General features: G+C 62.4%; 18 protein-coding genes. 11 read left to right on the forward strand and 7 right to left on the reverse strand.

Features of this window, described 5'->3' with window-relative positions:
* Nucleotides 1-73: 73 nt before the first annotated feature.
* Entirely contained in the window at nt 74-778 is a 705-nt protein-coding gene (locus ACYG9R_RS11245; protein ID WP_023672103.1) for a Tim44/TimA family putative adaptor protein, read from the reverse strand.
* Between the two features lie 197 nt (nt 779-975).
* Here ACYG9R_RS11245 and ACYG9R_RS11250 point away from each other — a divergent pair, with 197 nt between their 5' ends.
* Nucleotides 976-1476: an FxsA family protein gene (locus ACYG9R_RS11250; protein WP_023747432.1), complete on the forward strand. Its 501-nt coding sequence runs from the start codon at nt 976-978 to the stop codon at nt 1474-1476.
* Nucleotides 1477-1615: 139 nt separating this feature from the next.
* A complete protein-coding gene (secB, locus tag ACYG9R_RS11255; protein ID WP_023672105.1) occupies nt 1616-2116 on the forward strand; it encodes a protein-export chaperone SecB in 501 nt (166 codons plus the stop codon).
* Nucleotides 2117-2377: 261 nt separating this feature from the next.
* Here the strand turns inward: secB and dnaQ are convergent, their stop codons facing one another.
* The 5 genes from dnaQ to ACYG9R_RS11280 form a co-directional block, all read right to left on the reverse strand.
* Nucleotides 2378-3082, reverse strand: coding sequence for a DNA polymerase III subunit epsilon (gene dnaQ, locus ACYG9R_RS11260; RefSeq protein WP_023672106.1), 705 nt, complete (start codon nt 3080-3082; stop codon nt 2378-2380).
* 125 nt (nt 3083-3207) lie between these two features.
* Nucleotides 3208-3792: a dephospho-CoA kinase gene (gene coaE / locus ACYG9R_RS11265; protein WP_023824082.1), complete on the reverse strand. Its 585-nt coding sequence runs from the start codon at nt 3790-3792 to the stop codon at nt 3208-3210.
* 27 nt (nt 3793-3819) lie between these two features.
* On the reverse strand, nt 3820-4647 hold the full coding sequence (locus tag ACYG9R_RS11270) for a shikimate dehydrogenase (protein ID WP_023824083.1): 828 nt from the start codon (nt 4645-4647) through the stop codon (nt 3820-3822).
* Entirely contained in the window at nt 4640-5239 is a 600-nt protein-coding gene (locus tag ACYG9R_RS11275) for a Maf-like protein (protein WP_023824084.1), read from the reverse strand. Before ACYG9R_RS11275 ends, ACYG9R_RS11270 begins: the two co-directional genes overlap by 8 nt.
* A 58-nt stretch (nt 5240-5297) precedes the next feature.
* Nucleotides 5298-6236 (reverse strand): pyruvate, water dikinase regulatory protein, encoded by a 939-nt coding sequence (locus ACYG9R_RS11280; RefSeq protein ID WP_373420152.1) that lies wholly within the window; start codon nt 6234-6236, stop codon nt 5298-5300.
* 283 nt (nt 6237-6519) lie between these two features.
* Here ACYG9R_RS11280 and hemE point away from each other — a divergent pair, with 283 nt between their 5' ends.
* From hemE to yddG, 4 genes are all read left to right on the forward strand, one after another.
* Entirely contained in the window at nt 6520-7551 is a 1032-nt protein-coding gene (hemE, locus tag ACYG9R_RS11285) for a uroporphyrinogen decarboxylase (protein ID WP_023824085.1), read from the forward strand.
* Nucleotides 7551-8093 carry a protoporphyrinogen oxidase HemJ gene (hemJ, locus tag ACYG9R_RS11290; RefSeq protein ID WP_023824086.1) on the forward strand — a complete coding sequence of 181 codons (543 nt, stop codon included), beginning with the start codon at nt 7551-7553 and terminating at the stop codon, nt 8091-8093. The genes hemE and hemJ overlap by 1 nt, the downstream gene beginning before the upstream one ends.
* 163 nt (nt 8094-8256) lie before the next feature.
* Entirely contained in the window at nt 8257-9522 is a 1266-nt protein-coding gene (gene rho / locus ACYG9R_RS11295) for a transcription termination factor Rho (protein WP_023672113.1), read from the forward strand.
* 170 nt (nt 9523-9692) lie between these two features.
* Nucleotides 9693-10619, forward strand: coding sequence for an aromatic amino acid exporter YddG (gene yddG / locus ACYG9R_RS11300; RefSeq protein WP_023824087.1), 927 nt, complete (start codon nt 9693-9695; stop codon nt 10617-10619).
* Between the two features lie 345 nt (nt 10620-10964).
* Here the strand turns inward: yddG and ACYG9R_RS11305 are convergent, their stop codons facing one another.
* Nucleotides 10965-11033: a DUF255 domain-containing protein gene (locus ACYG9R_RS11305; RefSeq protein ID WP_084026271.1), complete on the reverse strand. Its 69-nt coding sequence runs from the start codon at nt 11031-11033 to the stop codon at nt 10965-10967.
* 60 nt (nt 11034-11093) lie between these two features.
* Here ACYG9R_RS11305 and mnmE point away from each other — a divergent pair, with 60 nt between their 5' ends.
* The 5 genes from mnmE to ACYG9R_RS11330 all read left to right on the forward strand — a co-directional run bounded on the left by mnmE (nt 11094) and on the right by ACYG9R_RS11330 (nt 17059).
* A complete protein-coding gene (gene mnmE / locus ACYG9R_RS11310; protein ID WP_023824088.1) occupies nt 11094-12416 on the forward strand; it encodes a tRNA uridine-5-carboxymethylaminomethyl(34) synthesis GTPase MnmE in 1323 nt (440 codons plus the stop codon).
* A 330-nt stretch (nt 12417-12746) separates the two neighbouring features.
* A complete protein-coding gene (mnmG, locus tag ACYG9R_RS11315; protein ID WP_023824089.1) occupies nt 12747-14621 on the forward strand; it encodes a tRNA uridine-5-carboxymethylaminomethyl(34) synthesis enzyme MnmG in 1875 nt (624 codons plus the stop codon).
* Entirely contained in the window at nt 14618-15250 is a 633-nt protein-coding gene (rsmG, locus tag ACYG9R_RS11320) for a 16S rRNA (guanine(527)-N(7))-methyltransferase RsmG (RefSeq protein WP_023824090.1), read from the forward strand. The genes mnmG and rsmG overlap by 4 nt, the downstream gene beginning before the upstream one ends.
* A gap of 65 nt (nt 15251-15315) precedes the next feature.
* Nucleotides 15316-16113, forward strand: coding sequence for a ParA family protein (locus tag ACYG9R_RS11325; protein WP_023672118.1), 798 nt, complete (start codon nt 15316-15318; stop codon nt 16111-16113).
* A gap of 58 nt (nt 16114-16171) precedes the next feature.
* A complete protein-coding gene (locus ACYG9R_RS11330; RefSeq protein WP_023824091.1) occupies nt 16172-17059 on the forward strand; it encodes a ParB/RepB/Spo0J family partition protein in 888 nt (295 codons plus the stop codon).
* Nucleotides 17060-17265: the final 206 nt, after the last annotated feature.

The following is a 17265-nucleotide window of genomic DNA, read 5'->3' on the forward strand; positions in this document are numbered from 1 at the left end:
CTCGCCACTGCCGATGTTTGCCTGCATGTCGCTATCCCAAAAAAGCTGCCCGCACCGGGCGACATGCATAGGCTCAGTCTTCTTCCTCGGTGGCGACCAGCTTCCAGTTCGGATCGCGCGAGCGTGTGTCGCGGGCGAAGGTCCAGACATCCTTGACCTCGGCCACCGTCTCGGGATCGCCATCGATGACGGCACCCGCCTTGTCGCGGGTCGCCGAAATCAGTTCGCTCACGATGCGTAGCGTGATGTGGGCCTCGCCGCCCTTCATCTCGGCCGAGACGATGTCGGCCTTGTCGATGCCGACGAAGGAGGACTGGATCTTTTCGGCTTTCGCCTCGCGGTCGCCAATCGCGGCAACGAAGCCGTCAAAAACCTCGCGCGACAACAGGTTCTTCAGCGTTTTGCGGTCGCCATCGGCATAGGCCATGACGATCATCTCATAAGCCATCTTGGCGCCGTCGACGAAGACTTTGGGGTCGAAGGAGGGATCATTATCCTTGATCGCGCGCAGGCCCTTGTTGAGGTCGGTGTCGGGCTTGGCGAAGGCATCGATGGCCGCATAGGTCTCGGCAGCCGTCTCGCCCGGCATGCGCTTGCGCGGCAGCGAAACCACATTTTCGGGCTTCTGGGTCGCGTCCTTCTCGGTGCGGCTGGCCGTGTACGGATCGAAGGGCGGGCGCTCGCTGCCCGTGCGGCGGCCAAGCACGTTGCGCAGCTGGAAAAAGATCACCACCGCCGCAATCAGAAAGAAAATGGTGCCGAAGTCGAAGAATCCCATATCTTTCGCCAATCAATCCCTGACCTGGCCGGGACCGCCAGCCAATCCGGGCTGCGGTCGCATGGCGTTAAACATGCAAAGCATATAGAACGCATGGCGCAATCATTCAAATCAAAGGCAGGCATACCTATCTAACGGCCTCAGTGCCAGCGGCGATTATGCGCCGCCCGGCAAACATGGAAACGATCGGTCAAGATTTGCGCATTTCCTTCCTTCCTCTGTTCCTGCTTGCGCTGCCGCTGCTGGAAATCGCCGGTTTCGTCATTGTCGGCCGCGAGGTCGGGGCGCTCGCCACGGTCGGCCTGGTGCTGGCTTCAAGCATTGCCGGCGTGCTTCTGCTCCGGCACCAGGGTTTTGGTGTCATGGCGCGGGTCCGCGCCGAGATGGCCGGCGGCGGCGACCCCAGCCGCCAGCTCGCGCATGGCGCCATGATCGTGGTCGCCGCCATCCTGTTGATCATCCCCGGCTTCATTACCGATATTATCGGCCTGCTGCTGTTCCTGCCGCCGGTGCGCGACCTTGCCTGGCGCAGGCTCAAGGGCCGCATCGTCGTCGCGACCGATTTCACCGCCGGCGGTTTTCGCCGCAGGTCGCGCGACAAGGTCATCGACCTCGACGACGGCGACTATTCGCGCGAGGACGATTTCAAGCGCGGTCCCGACCATAACTCGCCGTGGCGCCGCCTGAAGGACGACTGAACGTCACCTTGCCAACGACTGACTATTGACCCCTTCCGGCCTGAAGGCGGCAAACCTTGTCTTGTCTTGCCGACCATGCTAGCCAACGCCCGATTTCAATTCGGTCAGCGCTGCTGTCCAGGCAAAAGGAACAAGGCTCATGGCCAGCAAAGATGACGCGCCGGTCGGCGCCGCCAACGGCAACGGCGAAACGGCGCAGCCGTCGCTCAACGTGCTTGCCCAGTATGTGAAGGACCTGTCCTTCGAAAGCCCCGGCGCGCCGAACTCGCTGCGCGGCCGCGACAAGGCCCCAGGCATTGCGATCAACGTCAATGTCAATGCCAACCCGCTCTCCGACAAGCAGTTCGACGTCAATCTGACCTTGAACGCTAAGGCGTCCTTCGACCAGGAAGTGCTGTTCAATGTCGAACTGGTCTATGGCGGCGTCTTCGCCATCGCCGGCTTCCCGCAGGAGCACATGCTGCCGATCCTGTTCATCGAATGCCCGCGGCTTTTGTTCCCGTTCGCCCGCCAGATCATCGCCGAAGCCACCCGCAATGGCGGCTTCCCGCCCCTGATGCTCGACCCGATCGATTTCGCCCAGATGTTCCAGCAGAAGCTGGCCGAGGACCAGGCGGCATCCAAGGTCAAGGTGAGCTGAACGCAAGCGTCGCGCGCATGAATTGAAAGTCCGGCTTCGTGCCGGGTTTTGTATACTGAGATGCTGGCGGGACAGCACCCCCCTCTGCCTTGCCAGGCATCTCCCCCTCAAGGGGGGAGATTGGCCGTCATCGCGACCTTCGCCAACTTTAGAGGTTGCAGGAATGGGCTGGAGCGGCGAAGCTGCTGATCTCCCCCCTTGAGGGGGAGATGGCCGGCAGGCCAGAGAGGGGTGTGACGGAACGCTACCTCCGCGATCCGTTCACCCCGCCGCCACCTTCAGCCACAGCGCCTTTTCACCGAGCGTCGCCACCAGCCCCGCATGCGCCGCTCGCTCGCCTTCAGTCAGGCGCGGCGGCAGGGCGATTGGCCTGGCGGCGATCGAGATGTCGATGTCGGCAACGTCGCCATTGCTGTTGAGCTGCACCACGACCGCGTCGAGGACAAGTGCGGCCTGCTTTCCGCCGATGAGTTCGATGTAGACTTCGGCCAGGAGCTCGGAATCGAGCAGCGCGCCGTGCTTGGTGCGGTGGCCGTTGTCGATGCCGTAGCGGCGGCAGAGCGCGTCGAGCGAATTGGGGCCCATCGGATGCTTGCGCCGCGCCAGCGCCAGCGTGTCAACGACGCGCCCGGTGTCTATGGCCGGCTGGCCGAGCCGCCCGAATTCCGTGTTGAGGAAGCCGATGTCGAAATTGGCGTTGTGGGCGACGAGCTTGGCGCCGTCGGTGAAGGCGAGCCATTCCTCGGCGATTTCGGCAAAGGTCGGCTTGCCGACGAGGTCGGCGGCGCTGATGCCGTGCACGGCTTGCGCCTCGACATGGACGGCGCGCCCCTGCGGATTGATGAATTTGTGGAAGGTGCGGCCGGTCGGGAAGCGGTTCACCAGCTCGACGCCACCAAGCTCGATGATGCGGTCGTCGCGCATGTCGAGTCCGGTGGTTTCGGTATCGAAAATGATCTCACGCATAGAATCAACCCACTCCTGGAGGAGTAGAATCATGGAGCGGAACAAAATGGCAATGAGTAATGCCGACAGCCTGCCGTCAGGAGCCTGATGGGCGCGACTTATCCCCCAGGAGTTAGCAGGCGAGCTCAGCGTCCTGAGAGCTCGGCAATGATCGCGCCCACCGCGGCGCGGGCGGCGTCCATGCCTTCACCGGTGTCGATCACGAAATCGGCCTGCCGGCGTTTTTCGGCATCGGGCACCTGCTTGGCCAGGATGGCCGCCAGCTTTTCCTCACTCATGTCAGGACGCGCCAGCACGCGGGCGCGCTGGATATCGGCCGGCGCGGTGACGACGACGACCTTGTCGACACGGGTGCGGCCGCCGGTTTCGAACAGCAGCGGAATGTCGAGCACGACGAGCGGCGCGCCGGCGGCGCGGTGCCTTGCCAGAAAGGCATCGGCATCGGCCCGCACCAGCGGATGGACGATCGCCTCCAATGTCTTCAGCGCAGCAGCGTTGCCGAGCACGCGGCGCGCCAACTCGGTGCGGTCGACCGAACCGGCAATCACGGTGCCGGGAAAGGCCGCCTCGACGAGAGGTGCTGCCTTGCCGGCATAGAGGCGATGCACGGTCTCGTCGGAGTCATGCACCGGCACGCCGGCGTCGACGAACATTTTCGCCGTCGTCGACTTGCCCATGCCGATCGATCCGGTGAGGCCGAGCACGGTCATCATTTGGCGCCCATCATTTGCGACCCATCATTTGGCGAGGATGTCGGCGACGATCATCTGTCGCAACTCAGGCGTGACCTGCGGCATCTTGCCGAACCAGCGTTCGAAACCGGGCACAGCCTGGTGCAACAGCATGCCGAGCCCGTCGACCGTCTTCAAATTTCTCGCGCGGGCAGCGGCAAGCAGCGGTGTTTCCAGCGGCACATAGACGATGTCTGCGACAATGGCGTGAGCTGGCAGGCCGGCCGGATCGGCGGCCAGCGTCGCATCGCCATGCATGCCAAGTGCCGTCGTGTTGATCAGCAAGCCGGCATCGCCAAGCAAGTCGCCGACCGCGCCATGCGCCGAGACGCCGGCCCCGAAGCGGTCGGCGAGTTCTTGCGCCCGCGCCAATGTGCGGTTGACGATGCGGATATCTTTGATGCCGCGCACTTTAAGCGCGTGGATGACCGCGCGCGACGCGCCACCGGCGCCGAGCACCACGGCCGGAGCGTTTCTCTCCCAGCCCCGGGCATGCTCGTCGAGATTGCCGGCAAAGCCGATCCAGTCCGAATTGCCGCCCCACAGCACGCCGTCGTCCAGCCACAGCATGTTGACCGCGCCGATCATCTCCGCCGCCTCGTCGCGGCGCTCGACCCGGGCGAAGGCGACTTCCTTGTGTGGAATGGTGACGTTGCCGCCCTGATAGCCATTGGCCTGGAGGGAAGAGAGGAACTCGGGAAAATCGGCCGGCGCGACATCGATCGCATGATAGCTGCCGTCGATGCCGTATGTGTTCAGCCAATAGCCGTGGATCTTCGGCGAGCGCGAATGCGCGATCGGATGGCCGGTGACGAAAGCTTTTTTCTCAACCATCGATGGCTCCGAGCGCACGCAATTCCGCCAGCACCGGTAACAGCGGCAGGCCGACAATGGTGAAATAATCCCCTTCGATCTTTTCGAACAGCTGGATGCCTTCGCCCTCGATCTGGTAGGCGCCGACGCTCGACAACGCCTTGGCGCCGACGCGGGCCAGGTGCCGGCCGACGAAGGCCGGATCGAGCTTGCGCATGGTAAGGCTGGCGATGCCGACATGGCGCCACAGCACCTTGCCGTTGCGGCAGAGCACGGCGGCGCTGTTCAGCTGATGCGTCTTGCCTGACAGCGCCAACAGATGGCGGCGGGCGCCTTCCATGTCGGCCGGCTTGTGGAACACTTCATCTCCCAGTGACAAAGTCTGGTCGCAGCCGAGCACCAAGGCGCCCGATCTGCGTTCGCTGACCTCGGTCGCCTTGGCTTCGGCGAGTATCAGGGCGACATCTTCCGGCGACACACCGCTGTCCTGCAACGGCGCCTCGAGCGCACGCTCGTCGACATCGGCAGGCACCGCTTCGATGCCGAGCCTGGCATTGATGAGCATTGCTTTGCGGAACGGGCTGCCGGAGGCGAGGATGATTTTTTCGGTCATGGGTTCTGGGCCTGGTCGATAGTGGTTGATTGGGGCAGGAGGTCGCGTTGCCATCCCATCATCTATTCTTCCCCCGCAGGGCAACAATGGCTGCCGCGGTCTCTTCGATCGAGCGGCGGCTGACGTCTATCATCGGCCAATTGTGGCGGGTGCAGATCTGGCGGGCATAGGCGAGCTCTTCGGCGATCGAGGCACGGTCGACATAGTCGGTCGCTTCGTAGGTGCTGCTGTTGCCGAGCACGCGGTTCTGCCGGACATGCGAGATGCGTTCGGCGGTGGCGATCAGCCCGACGATCAGCGGCTTGGTGGCAGCGACCAGGCTTTCGGGCACCGGCACGCCGAGCACGATCGGGATGTTGGCGGTCTTGATGCCGCGGTTGGCGAGATAGATGCTGGTCGGCGTCTTCGATGTCCTGGAAATGCCGATCAGCACCACATCCGCGTCGTCCATATTGAGCGGCAGCTGGCCGTCATCATGCTCCATGGTGAAATTGAGTGCGTCGATACGGTGGAAATAATCGGCGTCGAGCACATGCTGGGCGCCGACGCGGCGGCCGGCCGGCGTGCCAAGATAGGACTGGAAGACGGTGAGGACCGGCTCCAGCACCGAAACACAGGGCAGCCCCATGGTGGCGCAGCGCTCGTCAATGCCGCGCGCCAGCTTCTGGTCGACGACGGTGTAGAGGATGATGCCCGGTTCCTCCTCTATGTCCTCGAAGACTTTCGCCACCTGCTTTTCGGTGCGGATGAGCGGATAGATATGCTCGATGGCTCGCGCATCCTTATATTGCGCCGAGGCGGCTCGGCCGGCCGCCAGCAGCGTCTCGCCGGTGGCGTCGGAAATCAGGTGCAGATGAAAGAAGCTCTGGGGTTTGTTCACAGGGGGCGCCTCAGGCTGTGGGCTTGTGTGGATAAATAGGGACCGCAAAGGCGACCGGCTGGAGGCGACTGTATCAGAAGGCCAGTTGTCCACAATTCGATGCGCTGTCAGCTCCACGGTGCGGCTGGGGACAAATCTGGGGACGGGCGTTTTTGCCAGCGCTTCATCCACAGAGGCGGTTTTTCAGCGGCTACGTCAAACCATTGACTCCAGTGATGGAATCCTGGTCATCCACACTCTTTGCCAATCCGGCGGTAGAAACACGCGACAAAATGCTGGCTGGCCTTTTCCAGGGCAAAGCGGGACAGGTGACAACCACCGATACCAACAGACTCTTAGAATCAGAAGATTCTAGAAATAGACTATTTAATTTTAGAGAAGGCAGGGAAGAGAGCGCTCAATGCCCGAGAACCGCATCGTGCTGGACGTGCTGAGAGGCGAGGCAGTGTTTCCGCCGCCGCTCTGGATGATGCGCCAGGCCGGGCGCTATCTGCCGGAGTACCGCGAGACCAGAAAGCGCGCCGGGTCCTTTCTCGATCTTTGCTACAATCCTGATCTGGCCGTCGAGGTGACGCTGCAGCCGATCGAGCGCTTCGGCTTCGATGCCTCGATCCTGTTCTCGGACATTCTGGTCGTGCCGCATGCGCTTGGGCGCGATGTCCGCTTCGAGGAGGGCCGCGGGCCGCTGCTGACGCCAATCACTGCAGCTCAGATTTCGGCTCTCAACGGCGAAACGTTTCACGTGAATCTCGAACCCGTCTACGAGACGGTTCGCCGGCTGCGTGCAAGATTGCCTGACGAGACCACGCTGATCGGCTTCTGCGGCGCGCCGTGGACGGTGGCGACCTACATGATCGCTGGCCACGGCACACCCGACCAAGCGCCGGCGCGGCTGTTTGCCTATCGCAAACCGACGGCCTTCAAGCATCTCCTGAAAGTGCTCGCCGACCACTCCGCGGCCTATTTGATCCGCCAGATCGAAGCCGGTGCCGACGTGGTGCAGATTTTCGATTCGTGGTCCGGCGTGCTTGATGATGCGTCTTTCGATCAGTTCTGCGTGCAGCCGGTGGCGGAGATCGTCAGGCAGGTTCGTGCGGTTCATCCCGATGTTCCGATCATAGGTTTTCCCAAGGGCGCCGGCGCCCGCTACGAGACCTATCGTGAGAAGACCGGTGTCACGGGGCTGGGGATCGACTGGACCGTACCCCTGGCGGCGGCGAACGAACTGCAGCGCTCGGGTGCGGTCCAGGGCAACCTCGATCCCTTGCGGCTCGTGGCCGGCGGCAAAGCCCTGTCGGACGGCGTCGATGCGATCCTCAAGGCGCTGGGCGACGGACCGCTGATCTTCAATCTCGGCCATGGCATTACGCCGGAGACGCCGGTGGCGCATGTCGAGGCGATGGTGAAGCAGGTGCGGAGCGCGACACGCTGATGGCTCAATCGGAAAATACGGGCGGCAACAGCACTCGTGGGGCGATGATGCGCATGACCATCGGCATCGGAGTGCTGGTTGTTCTCACCGCACTTTTGTTTTTCTTTGCGCCTGAGGGTTTCTATCCCTGGGCGAAGGCAATCCATATCCTGGCCGTCATCTCCTGGATGGCCGGCATGCTCTATCTGCCGCGATTGCTGGTCTACCACGCCGACGCAGAGAAGGGGTCCGTCCAATCGGAGACCTTCAAGGTGATGGAGCGGCGTCTGCTGCGCGGCATCATCAATCCGGCGATGATCGTCACCTGGGTGTTCGGGCTTTGGCTTGCCTGGAAAGTGTTTGGCTTTCACGGCGGCTGGCTGCACGCCAAGATAGGCTTGGTGCTGTTGCTGTCGGGCGTGCATGGCTATCTGGCCGGTGCTGTCAGGAAATTCGCCGAGGACCGCAATGAAAAACCGGCGCGGCACTGGCGAATCGTCAACGAGATCCCCACATTGCTGATGATCGCCATCGTCATCCTGGTTGTCGTCAAGCCGTTCTAGGCCCATTTCGGTCGACAAAACGCAGCTTGCTCTTTCCCCCGACCGACGATAAAAGACGGGTCTTCCTTCCCGTCATGCGCCGCCCTTGATTGCTTTCGGCCGCGCCCGGCATTTATCGCATCCAGCCGATATATTTTCCCCAAAGCAGATTCAGAGTCCGTCTATGCAAGAAATGAAACTCGCAGAGTTCAAGAACAAGAAGCCGCCAGAGCTGATCGCCTATGCCGAATCGCTCGAAGTGGAAAACGCCAGCGTCATGCGCAAGCAGGAACTGATGTTTGCCATCCTGAAGAAACTGGCCGCCCAGGACGTCGAGATCATCGGCGATGGTGTGGTCGAGTTGTTGCAGGACGGTTTCGGCTTCCTGCGCTCAGCCAACGCCAATTATCTGCCGGGTCCCGACGATATCTACATCTCGCCCTCGCAGATCCGCCGCTTCTCCTTGAAGACCGGCGATACCGTCGAAGGGCCGATCCGCAGCCCAAAAGAGGGCGAGCGCTATTTCGCCCTTCTCAAGGTCAACACGATCAATTTCGACGATCCCGAAAAGATCCGTCACAAGATCCATTTCGACAATCTGACGCCGCTCTATCCGACCAAGCGGCTGAAGATGGAGATCGACAATCCGACCGGCAAGGACATCTCGTCGCGGGTGATCGACCTGGTGGCGCCGATCGGCAAGGGACAGCGCGCGCTCATCAACGCGCAGCCGCGTACCGGTAAAACGGTGCTGATGCAGAATATCGCCCACTCGATCACGGCCAATCATCCGGAATGCTATCTGATCGTACTTCTGATCGACGAACGGCCAGAAGAAGTGACCGACATGCAGCGTTCGGTGAAGGGCGAGGTTGTGTCCTCGACCTTTGACGAACCGGCGGTGCGCCACGTCCAGGTCGCCGAAATGGTCATCGAAAAGGCCAAGCGCCTGGTCGAGCATGGCCGCGACGTCGTTATTCTGCTCGATTCGATCACCCGCCTCGGCCGTGCCTACAACACCGTTGTGCCGTCCTCCGGCAAGGTGCTGACCGGCGGTGTCGACGCCAACGCGCTGCAGCGGCCGAAGCGCTTCTTCGGCGCGGCCCGCAACATCGAGGAAGGCGGCTCGTTGACCATCATCGCCACCGCGCTGATCGACACCGGCAGCCGCATGGACGAAGTCATCTTCGAAGAGTTCAAGGGCACCGGCAACTGCGAAATCCAGCTCGACCGCAAGGTCGCCGACAAGCGCATCTACCCGGCCATGGACATTTTGAAGTCCGGCACCCGCAAGGAGGACCTGCTGGTCTCCAAGCAGGATCTGCAGAAGATCTTCGTCCTGCGCCGCATCCTGGCGCCGATGGGAACCACCGACGCGATCGAGTTCCTGATAGACAAGCTGAAGCAGACCAAGACCAACGCCGATTTCTTCGATTCAATGAACACGTAAGCAGTTTCACCGGATCATCGGTCATGCATGAAACCCCGTTCCGGGAAACCGGGACGGGGTTTTTCATTGCGGGGGCAAACAGGTCGCATTTCCGACAGGGCGTGGCCTTGGGCGGCAATTTCCATCGCCGTCGTCATGCGAGTAATCCCGTCTCGAAGATCGGAGGCCGCATGAAGAAAACAATCCCGACCCTGATCGGCTTCTCGGCCATTCTGACATGGTCGTTCCTGGCGCTGCTTTCGACTGCGGCTGGACCGATTCCGCCCTTTCAGCTGGCGGCGATGACGTTTCTGCTTGGCGGGTTGGCCGGCGCGTCGAGCTGGCTTGTCCGTCCGGCGGCGACCAAGTCGCTGCGCCAGCCGTGGCAGGTCTGGGCGCTCGGCACAGCGGGGCTGTGCATCTATCACTGCGCCTATTTCTTCGCCATCCAGTCGGCGCCGCCGGTCGAGGTCAGCCTGATCGCCTATCTCTGGCCGTTGCTGATCGTCGTCTTTGCCGCCTTCCTGCCTGGAGAAAAGCTTAGGGCCCATCACGTCGCCGGCGTCGTGCTCGGCCTTGCCGGCGCCATTGTGGTGATCACCAAGGGCGGCACGATCGGACTGGCCAATGGTGTGATGAAGGGGCATGTCATCGCGCTGTTCTGCGCTTTCATCTGGGCCGGCTATTCGGTTTTATCGCGCCGCTTTGGCAAGGTGCCGACCGATGTCGTCGCCGGTTACTGCTTCATCACGGCTGCGGTCGCCTTGGTGCTGCACCTGACGCTTGAGGCTACCGTCTGGCCACAGACGGCGACGCAGTGGAGCGCCATCGTCATCTTGGGCGTAATACCGCTAGGCGCCGGCTTTTACGCCTGGGACTATGGCTGCAAGCACGGCGACATCATGATCCTCGGCGCCCTCTCCTACGCGGCGCCCCTCTTCTCGGTCATCGTGCTTCTGCTGGCAGGCTTTGGTGTGTTTCACTGGTCGGTGGCTGTTGCTTGCATCCTGATCACGGTCGGAGCGGTGGTCGCGGCCAAGGATTTGCTGTTCGCGCCGCGGCCGCTAGCCATTGATGTGACGCGGCTTCCTTCGGCCTTGGACGGAAACACGGGTTGAGCTACCGGCGTCGCAGCAGCGGCTCGGTTCCTACGGATCCGGCCCCACGGGCAGGATAGCCGGTACATAGCTCCGGTCTGCCGGTCTGCGGCCGGATGCCACTGGCCAATGTTAAGTCGATTCGCATCCGTTCCGATCGCGGAGACGATCGACGTGACGCGGGTCGGGATTTCCGATTCGCAACCGGAACGAGGCTTGCCTCATGAGGAGGTGGGCTCCAGCTTCACGGTTCCGGGCCAGGAACAGGCATTACGATGCCGGCCTGCCGTAGGGCTTGCTGGCCCGCCCAGAACTGCTTGGCGTCGGGATTAGGACCCGCCTGCTCGCACATGGATGACGAGGCGGCTATACAGATTTGGTAATGTCCGGCCGCTCCTCGCGATCGACCTTGATATTGACGAACAGCCGGTTCATGACGGCCGCGACACTGTGGGATTGTCGACCGGACAGCTAGGCGACCGGTGAGAAGGGCAAATGATTTCAGGCGATTCGATCGTTGCGCTTTCCAGCGGGCGCCTGCCCGCCGGCATCGCTGTCATCCGCATTTCCGGACCGAAGACTCGATTCGTCGTCGAAACGGTTGCCGGTGGTAAGGTCAAGGACCGGGTTGCAACCCTGCGCAAGCTCCGAACGGTGGACGGTTCGCTTATCGACAACGGCCTGGTGCTGTTTTTTCCTGGGCCGAACAGTTTTATCGGCGAGGATGTCGCCGAGTTCCACGTCCATGGCAGCCGCGCCGTCGCCAGCAAGATGCTGGAGATCATTGCCGGGTTTGACGGCGTGCGTCATGCGGAACCTGGTGAATTTACGCGCCGGGCTCTTCTCAACGGCAAGCTGGATCTGGTCGAGACGGAGGCGTTGGCCGATCTGGTCAACGCCGAAACCGAAGCGCAGCGGCGCTTTGCCGTGCAGAATGCCGAAGGAGTGCAAAGCGAACTCTATCTTGGCTGGCGCCGTTGGCTGATCCATGCACGGGCGATGATCGAGGCGGAAATCGACTTCGCCGACGAAGACGACGTGCCCGGTTCGGTTTCGGACACGGTTTGGTCCGATGTGCGCGCAATGGTGGGCGAGATCGGCCGGCATGTCGATGGCTTCCATGCCGCCGAGATCATCCGTGACGGGTTTGAGGTTGTCATCCTCGGTGCACCGAACGCCGGAAAATCTAGCCTTTTCAATGCGCTGGCCAGGCGTGAGGCGGCGATTGTTACCGACGAACCCGGCACGACGCGGGATTTGCTCGAAGTGGTGCTGGATCTCCACGGAGTGCGGGTCAGGGTAACCGACACCGCGGGCCTGCGCGAGGCGCCCGGCAAGATCGAAGCGATCGGTATCGAAAAGGCGCGGGCCAAGGCGCACACGGCTGACCTAGTGCTGTTGCTGGAAGATCTGGCGGACCCGACTGCGATCGGCAACATGCCTGTCGACGCCCCGGCCTTGAGAATCGGCACCAAGGTCGATCTCTTGAAAGGTTCGCCGCGATTGGAGGCCTATGATGCGTTGATCTCGACGGTGGACGGCACTGGTTTGGCTGAACTCCTGGCCGAGATCGGCAGGCGCGCCGCGGCTGCTATCGGCGATGCCGGTGACATCCTGCCGTCTCGGTTGCGGCATGTGGAGCTGCTCAATGAGACCAGGCACTTTCTGATCTCGGCTTTGTCCGGGCAAGAGCGCGGCCAGGAGCTACGGGCAGAGGAGCTGCGTCTTGCGGCGGACCGGCTTGGCCGGATTGTCGGCGCGGTGGATGTCGAGGACCTGCTGGACGTGATCTTTTCGCAGTTTTGCATTGGCAAGTGACTCACGTGAAACATGACGGGGCGCTGGTATGAGTGACTCACGTGAGACATAGGGGGGCCGCCAAGTGCGTTTCACGTGAAACGAGACGGTTGGCAAAAGGGCAAGTGGCCGAAAGCCTGCACCGCCCCTCATTGTCCCCGTTCATGGGGAGAAGATGCCGGAAGGTAGATAAGGGGCAGCGCCAAACGAGGCTTCGCTGCTCCCATGACTCACGTGAAACACCTCTGCGACTTTCAGCACTCCGGTCCACGTGAACGAATCAACCTGCAATCCTTGACAGCGTCCTCTCGTGGGGACATGTGTCGGGAAACTCTGAATCTGGAAGGGACAATGATCGATCACTATGATGTGGTTGTGGTGGGCGGCGGCCATGCCGGGTGCGAGGCTGCGAGCGCTGCCGCGCGCGCCGGCGCCAAGACCGCGCTGGTCACGCTGCGCTTTGACACGATCGGTGTCATGTCCTGCAATCCGGCGATCGGCGGCCTCGGGAAGGGCCATCTGGTGCGTGAGATCGACGCCATGGACGGGCTGATGGGCCGCATCGCCGATGCTGCCGGTATCCAATTCCGCCTGCTCAATCGCCGCAAAGGCCCTGCCGTGCGCGGGCCGCGCACGCAGGCCGACCGCAAGCTGTATCGGCTGGCTATGCAGGAAGCGATTCGGCAACACAACGGTCTCGACGTCGTCGAAGGCGAGGTACTGGACTTCGACATCGTGGATGGACGCATCGCCGCTGTGCTCCTGGCCGACGGGCGCCGGTTGGCTTGCGGCGCCGTGGTGCTGACCACCGGCACCTTTCTTCGCGGTCTTATTCACATTGGCGACAGGAAGATTGTCGCCGGGCGGATGAACGAGCAGGCGAGCCTTGGCCTGTCGGCGACGATGAGCCGCGCCGGTTTCGCGCTTGGACGGCTGAAGACCGGCACGCCGCCGCGGCTCGATGGCCGCACCATCGACTGGGCGTCGCTGGAAAGCCAGGCGGCCGACGAACATCCAGTGCCGTTCTCGCTGCTCACCGACACAATCAAGAATCCGCAAATCCATTGCGGCATCACGCGTACGACGCCGGCGACGCACGAGTTGATCCGCGCCAATCTCGACCGCTCCGCCATGTATTCCGGCTCGATCGAAGGCGTAGGTCCACGTTACTGCCCGTCGATCGAAGACAAGATCGTCAAGTTCGGCGATCGAGAAGGTCATCAGATATTCCTGGAGCCGGAAGGGCTGGACGATGACACCGTCTACCCCAATGGCATCTCGACCTCCCTGCCCGAAGACGTTCAACTCGACATTCTGAAGACGATCCCGGGCCTGGAACGCGCGACCATGCTGCAGCCCGGCTACGCCATCGAATATGACCACGTCGATCCGCGCGAGCTCGAGCCGACGCTTGAGGCCAAACGTATTGCGGGGCTTTTCCTAGCCGGTCAGATCAACGGCACCACCGGTTATGAAGAAGCCGGAGCGCAGGGCCTGCTCGCCGGGCTCAACGCCGCGCGCAAGGCGGCGGCCGACGACCAAATCGTGCTCAGCCGCACCGAAGCCTATATCGGTGTGATGGTCGACGACCTCACCAGCCGCGGCATTGCCGAGCCCTACCGCATGTTCACTTCGCGGGCGGAGTTTCGCTTATCGCTGCGCGCCGACAATGCCGATGAAAGGCTTACGCCTCTGGCAAATCGGCTTGGTATCGTGTCGCCGGAGCGGACGCAGCGGTTCAATCAAGTCACACAGGATCTTGATAGGGCGCGCGAACTCGCAGTTGCGACGACGATGACGCCCAACGAAGCGGCGCGGCACGGGCTGGAGATCAACAGGGACGGCGTGCGCCGCTCCGCTTATGAATTGCTCGCTCATCCCGGCGTCGATATAGCCTGGCTGGCCCGTGTTGCGCCGGCCTTTGGCGCAATCGACGTCAAAACCGCTGAGCGGCTCGAAACGGAAGCGAAATATTCGGTTTACCTTGATCGCCAGCAGGCGGATGTCGGACAGATCCGCCGCGAGGAAAGCCGGTTGATCCCGCCGTCGGTGGATTTCGCCGATGTTCCCGGCCTGTCCAACGAGCTGAAGCAGAAGATGCTAACGCGTCAGCCGCGTTCGATCGCTGACGCGCAGCGTATGGAAGGCATGACGCCGGCGGCGCTGGCAATCATCGTCGCGCACGTCCGCAACGCTGAATCGGCCGCGCAAAGGGCCGTTGCGTGAGCGCTGCCTCATGGGCGAGCCTGCAACAGGCCGCGGGACCGGTTTCACGTGAAACATTCGATCGGTTGGTGACGTTCGAACAGTTGTTCCTGAAATGGAACCGCAGCATCAATCTGGCCGCGCCGTCGACGCTGGACGATGTCTGGGGCCGCCATATTCTGGACAGCGCGCAGCTGGCCCGAATCGCCCCGCAGGCCAAACGCTGGGCCGATCTTGGTTCGGGCGGCGGTTTTCCGGGCCTGGTAATGGCCTTCTTGCTGGGCGAGCGCGACGGCGCGTCGATCGATCTGGTCGAGAGCAACCGCAAGAAAGCATCGTTTTTGCAGGCGGTCATTGGCCAGTTCGGTTTGCCGGCACGGGTCGTCGCCCGGCGCATCGACGACAGCTATGCGCTTGTTTCCGCACCGGAAATCATCACGGCGCGGGCGCTTGCCGCGCTGCCGGCGCTGCTCGATCTGTCGGCGCCGTGGCTGACCAAGGGATCGCGGGCGCTGTTCCACAAAGGCCGGGATTACCGCTCCGAGGTGGAAGAAAGCACTCACCGCTGGGCTTTCGATCTGGTAGAACATCCGAGCATGACCGACGCCCATGGCGTCATCCTCGAAGTGACCGATCTGCAGACTGCGTAAGCTCTCCTTCGCAACCTTGGCGACGCAATGAATACCTGGCCCACATGAATACCTGGCACAGACCCATGAAAACCGGACCTCGCATCATCACCGTCGCCAACCAGAAGGGCGGCGTCGGCAAGACAACCACCGCCATCAATCTGGCCACGGCGCTGGCCGCGATCGGCGAAAAGGTGCTGATCGTCGATCTCGACCCGCAAGGCAATGCCTCGACGGGTCTCGGTATCGACCGCAAGGACCGCACCGTCTCCTCCTACGATGTGCTGACCGGCGAACTGGGCCTGGAAGAGGCGGCCATTCCAACGGCGGTGCCCGGCCTGTCGATCGTGCCGTCGACGCTCGATCTGCTCGGCATCGAGATGGAAATCGCCTCGGCGCCGGATCGCGTGCTCAAGCTGCGCAACGCGCTGCGCGCCGCCACCGAGCGCGGTGCGCCGTTCGGCTATGTGCTGATCGACTGCCCGCCCTCGCTCAACCTTTTGACTTTGAATTCAATGGCGGCAGCCGATTCTGTTCTTGTGCCGCTGCAGTGCGAGTTCTTCGCGCTGGAAGGGCTAAGCCAACTCCTGGAAACGGTGGAGCAGGTGCGCCGTTCGATCAATCCGGACCTGATCATCCAGGGCATCGTGCTGACCATGTATGACGGCCGCAACAACCTCGCCAACCAGGTGGTTCAGGACGTGCGGGCACATATGGGCGACAAGGTCTACGAGACCATCATTCCTAGGAATGTGCGAGTGTCCGAGGCGCCCTCCTATGGCAAGCCGGCGATCCTCTATGACCTGAAATGCTCCGGCAGCCAAGCCTATCTGCAATTGGCATCCGAAGTGATCCGCCGCGAGCGAAAATTGCGCGCTGCATGATTAGGCAGGCTCGATAAACAAAGCGATCCGGCACCGAAACGATGAATTTGGAATTGAGATGAGCGACGACCTTTCGAGAAAGAGACTGGGCCGCGGACTGGCGGCGCTGATCGGCGAGATCGATCGCCCGGCAGCGACCGAAAAGCCGGGCTTGAATGCCGACGGCAAGGTGCCGATAGAGTTTCTGAGCCCGAACCCGAAAAACCCGCGCCGGCATTTCGGCGACGCCGATCTGACGGATCTCGCGCAATCGATCCGCGAACATGGCGTCGTGCAGCCGGTAGTGGCGCGGCCTTCGCCGACGCAGGCCGGGCGCTACGAGATCATCGCCGGCGAGCGCCGCTGGCGGGCGGCGCAGCGCGCCGGGCTGACCGAGATCCCGATCATCGTGCGCGACGTCAACGACCGCACAGCGCTGGAACTGGCGATCATAGAAAACGTCCAGCGCACCGATCTCAACCCGGTCGAGGAGGCGCTCGGCTACCAGCAGTTGATCGACGACCACGGCTACACACAGGCCGACCTCGGCAATGTCATCGGCAAGAGCCGCAGCCACGTCGCCAACACGCTCAGGCTGTTGAAGCTGCCCGACGTAATCCGCGACATGCTGGTCGACGGCGTGCTGTCGGCCGGCCATGCCCGGACGCTGGTGACGGCGCAGGATCCCGCCGGGCTAGCCAAGCAGATCGTCGAAGAAGGGCTTTCGGTGCGCCAGGCCGAGGCGCTGGCGCAGATGCCGGCGGGCGGCACGCCGCCCAAGGCAAAACCAGCACACGGCGCATCGGGCAAGGATGCCGACACGCTGGCGCTGGAAAGGCTGATGACCAACACGATCGGCATGATCGTGACCATCGAGCACAAGGGCAAAGGCGGCGCGATCCGCGTGGACTACCGCAGTCTGGAGCAGCTCGACGAGCTATGCCGGCGGTTGAAGGATGAGCGGTAGAGGGTTGGGGCTGCGCCATATTTAGCCGGCGAATGAAGTTCTGGCTTAGGATGAAGAAAGGGCTTGGCGGTTGCCGGCCCTTCTTTTTATTGGCGATTGCCGAAGGGATCGAACTGCTGATCTCCCCCCTTGAGGGGGAGATGGCCGGCAGGCCAGAAGGGTCGTCTCCCATCAAGCGCCGACCTCGTTTGTCGTTGCGAAAGGCG

It is taken from the genome of Mesorhizobium sp. RSR565B (assembly GCF_054719465.1).

What these genes read in the sequence shown, in the direction of transcription:
- rho (WP_023672113.1), top strand. Translation starts at nt 8,257, where the DNA reads ATGCAAGAAATGAAACTCGCAGAGTTCAAGAACAAGAAGCCGCCAGAG.
- dnaQ (WP_023672106.1), bottom strand. Translation starts at nt 3,082, where the DNA reads ATGCGTGAGATCATTTTCGATACCGAAACCACCGGACTCGACATGCGC.
- ACYG9R_RS11245 (WP_023672103.1), bottom strand. Translation starts at nt 778, where the DNA reads ATGGGATTCTTCGACTTCGGCACCATTTTCTTTCTGATTGCGGCGGTG.
- yddG (WP_023824087.1), top strand. Translation starts at nt 9,693, where the DNA reads ATGAAGAAAACAATCCCGACCCTGATCGGCTTCTCGGCCATTCTGACA.
- secB (WP_023672105.1), top strand. Translation starts at nt 1,616, where the DNA reads ATGGCCAGCAAAGATGACGCGCCGGTCGGCGCCGCCAACGGCAACGGC.
- mnmE (WP_023824088.1), top strand. Translation starts at nt 11,094, where the DNA reads ATGATTTCAGGCGATTCGATCGTTGCGCTTTCCAGCGGGCGCCTGCCC.
- ACYG9R_RS11275 (WP_023824084.1), bottom strand. Translation starts at nt 5,239, where the DNA reads ATGACCGAAAAAATCATCCTCGCCTCCGGCAGCCCGTTCCGCAAAGCA.
- hemJ (WP_023824086.1), top strand. Translation starts at nt 7,551, where the DNA reads ATGGCTCAATCGGAAAATACGGGCGGCAACAGCACTCGTGGGGCGATG.
- ACYG9R_RS11270 (WP_023824083.1), bottom strand. Translation starts at nt 4,647, where the DNA reads ATGGTTGAGAAAAAAGCTTTCGTCACCGGCCATCCGATCGCGCATTCG.
- hemE (WP_023824085.1), top strand. Translation starts at nt 6,520, where the DNA reads ATGCCCGAGAACCGCATCGTGCTGGACGTGCTGAGAGGCGAGGCAGTG.
- mnmG (WP_023824089.1), top strand. Translation starts at nt 12,747, where the DNA reads ATGATCGATCACTATGATGTGGTTGTGGTGGGCGGCGGCCATGCCGGG.
- ACYG9R_RS11325 (WP_023672118.1), top strand. Translation starts at nt 15,316, where the DNA reads ATGAAAACCGGACCTCGCATCATCACCGTCGCCAACCAGAAGGGCGGC.
- coaE (WP_023824082.1), bottom strand. Translation starts at nt 3,792, where the DNA reads ATGACCGTGCTCGGCCTCACCGGATCGATCGGCATGGGCAAGTCGACG.
- ACYG9R_RS11330 (WP_023824091.1), top strand. Translation starts at nt 16,172, where the DNA reads ATGAGCGACGACCTTTCGAGAAAGAGACTGGGCCGCGGACTGGCGGCG.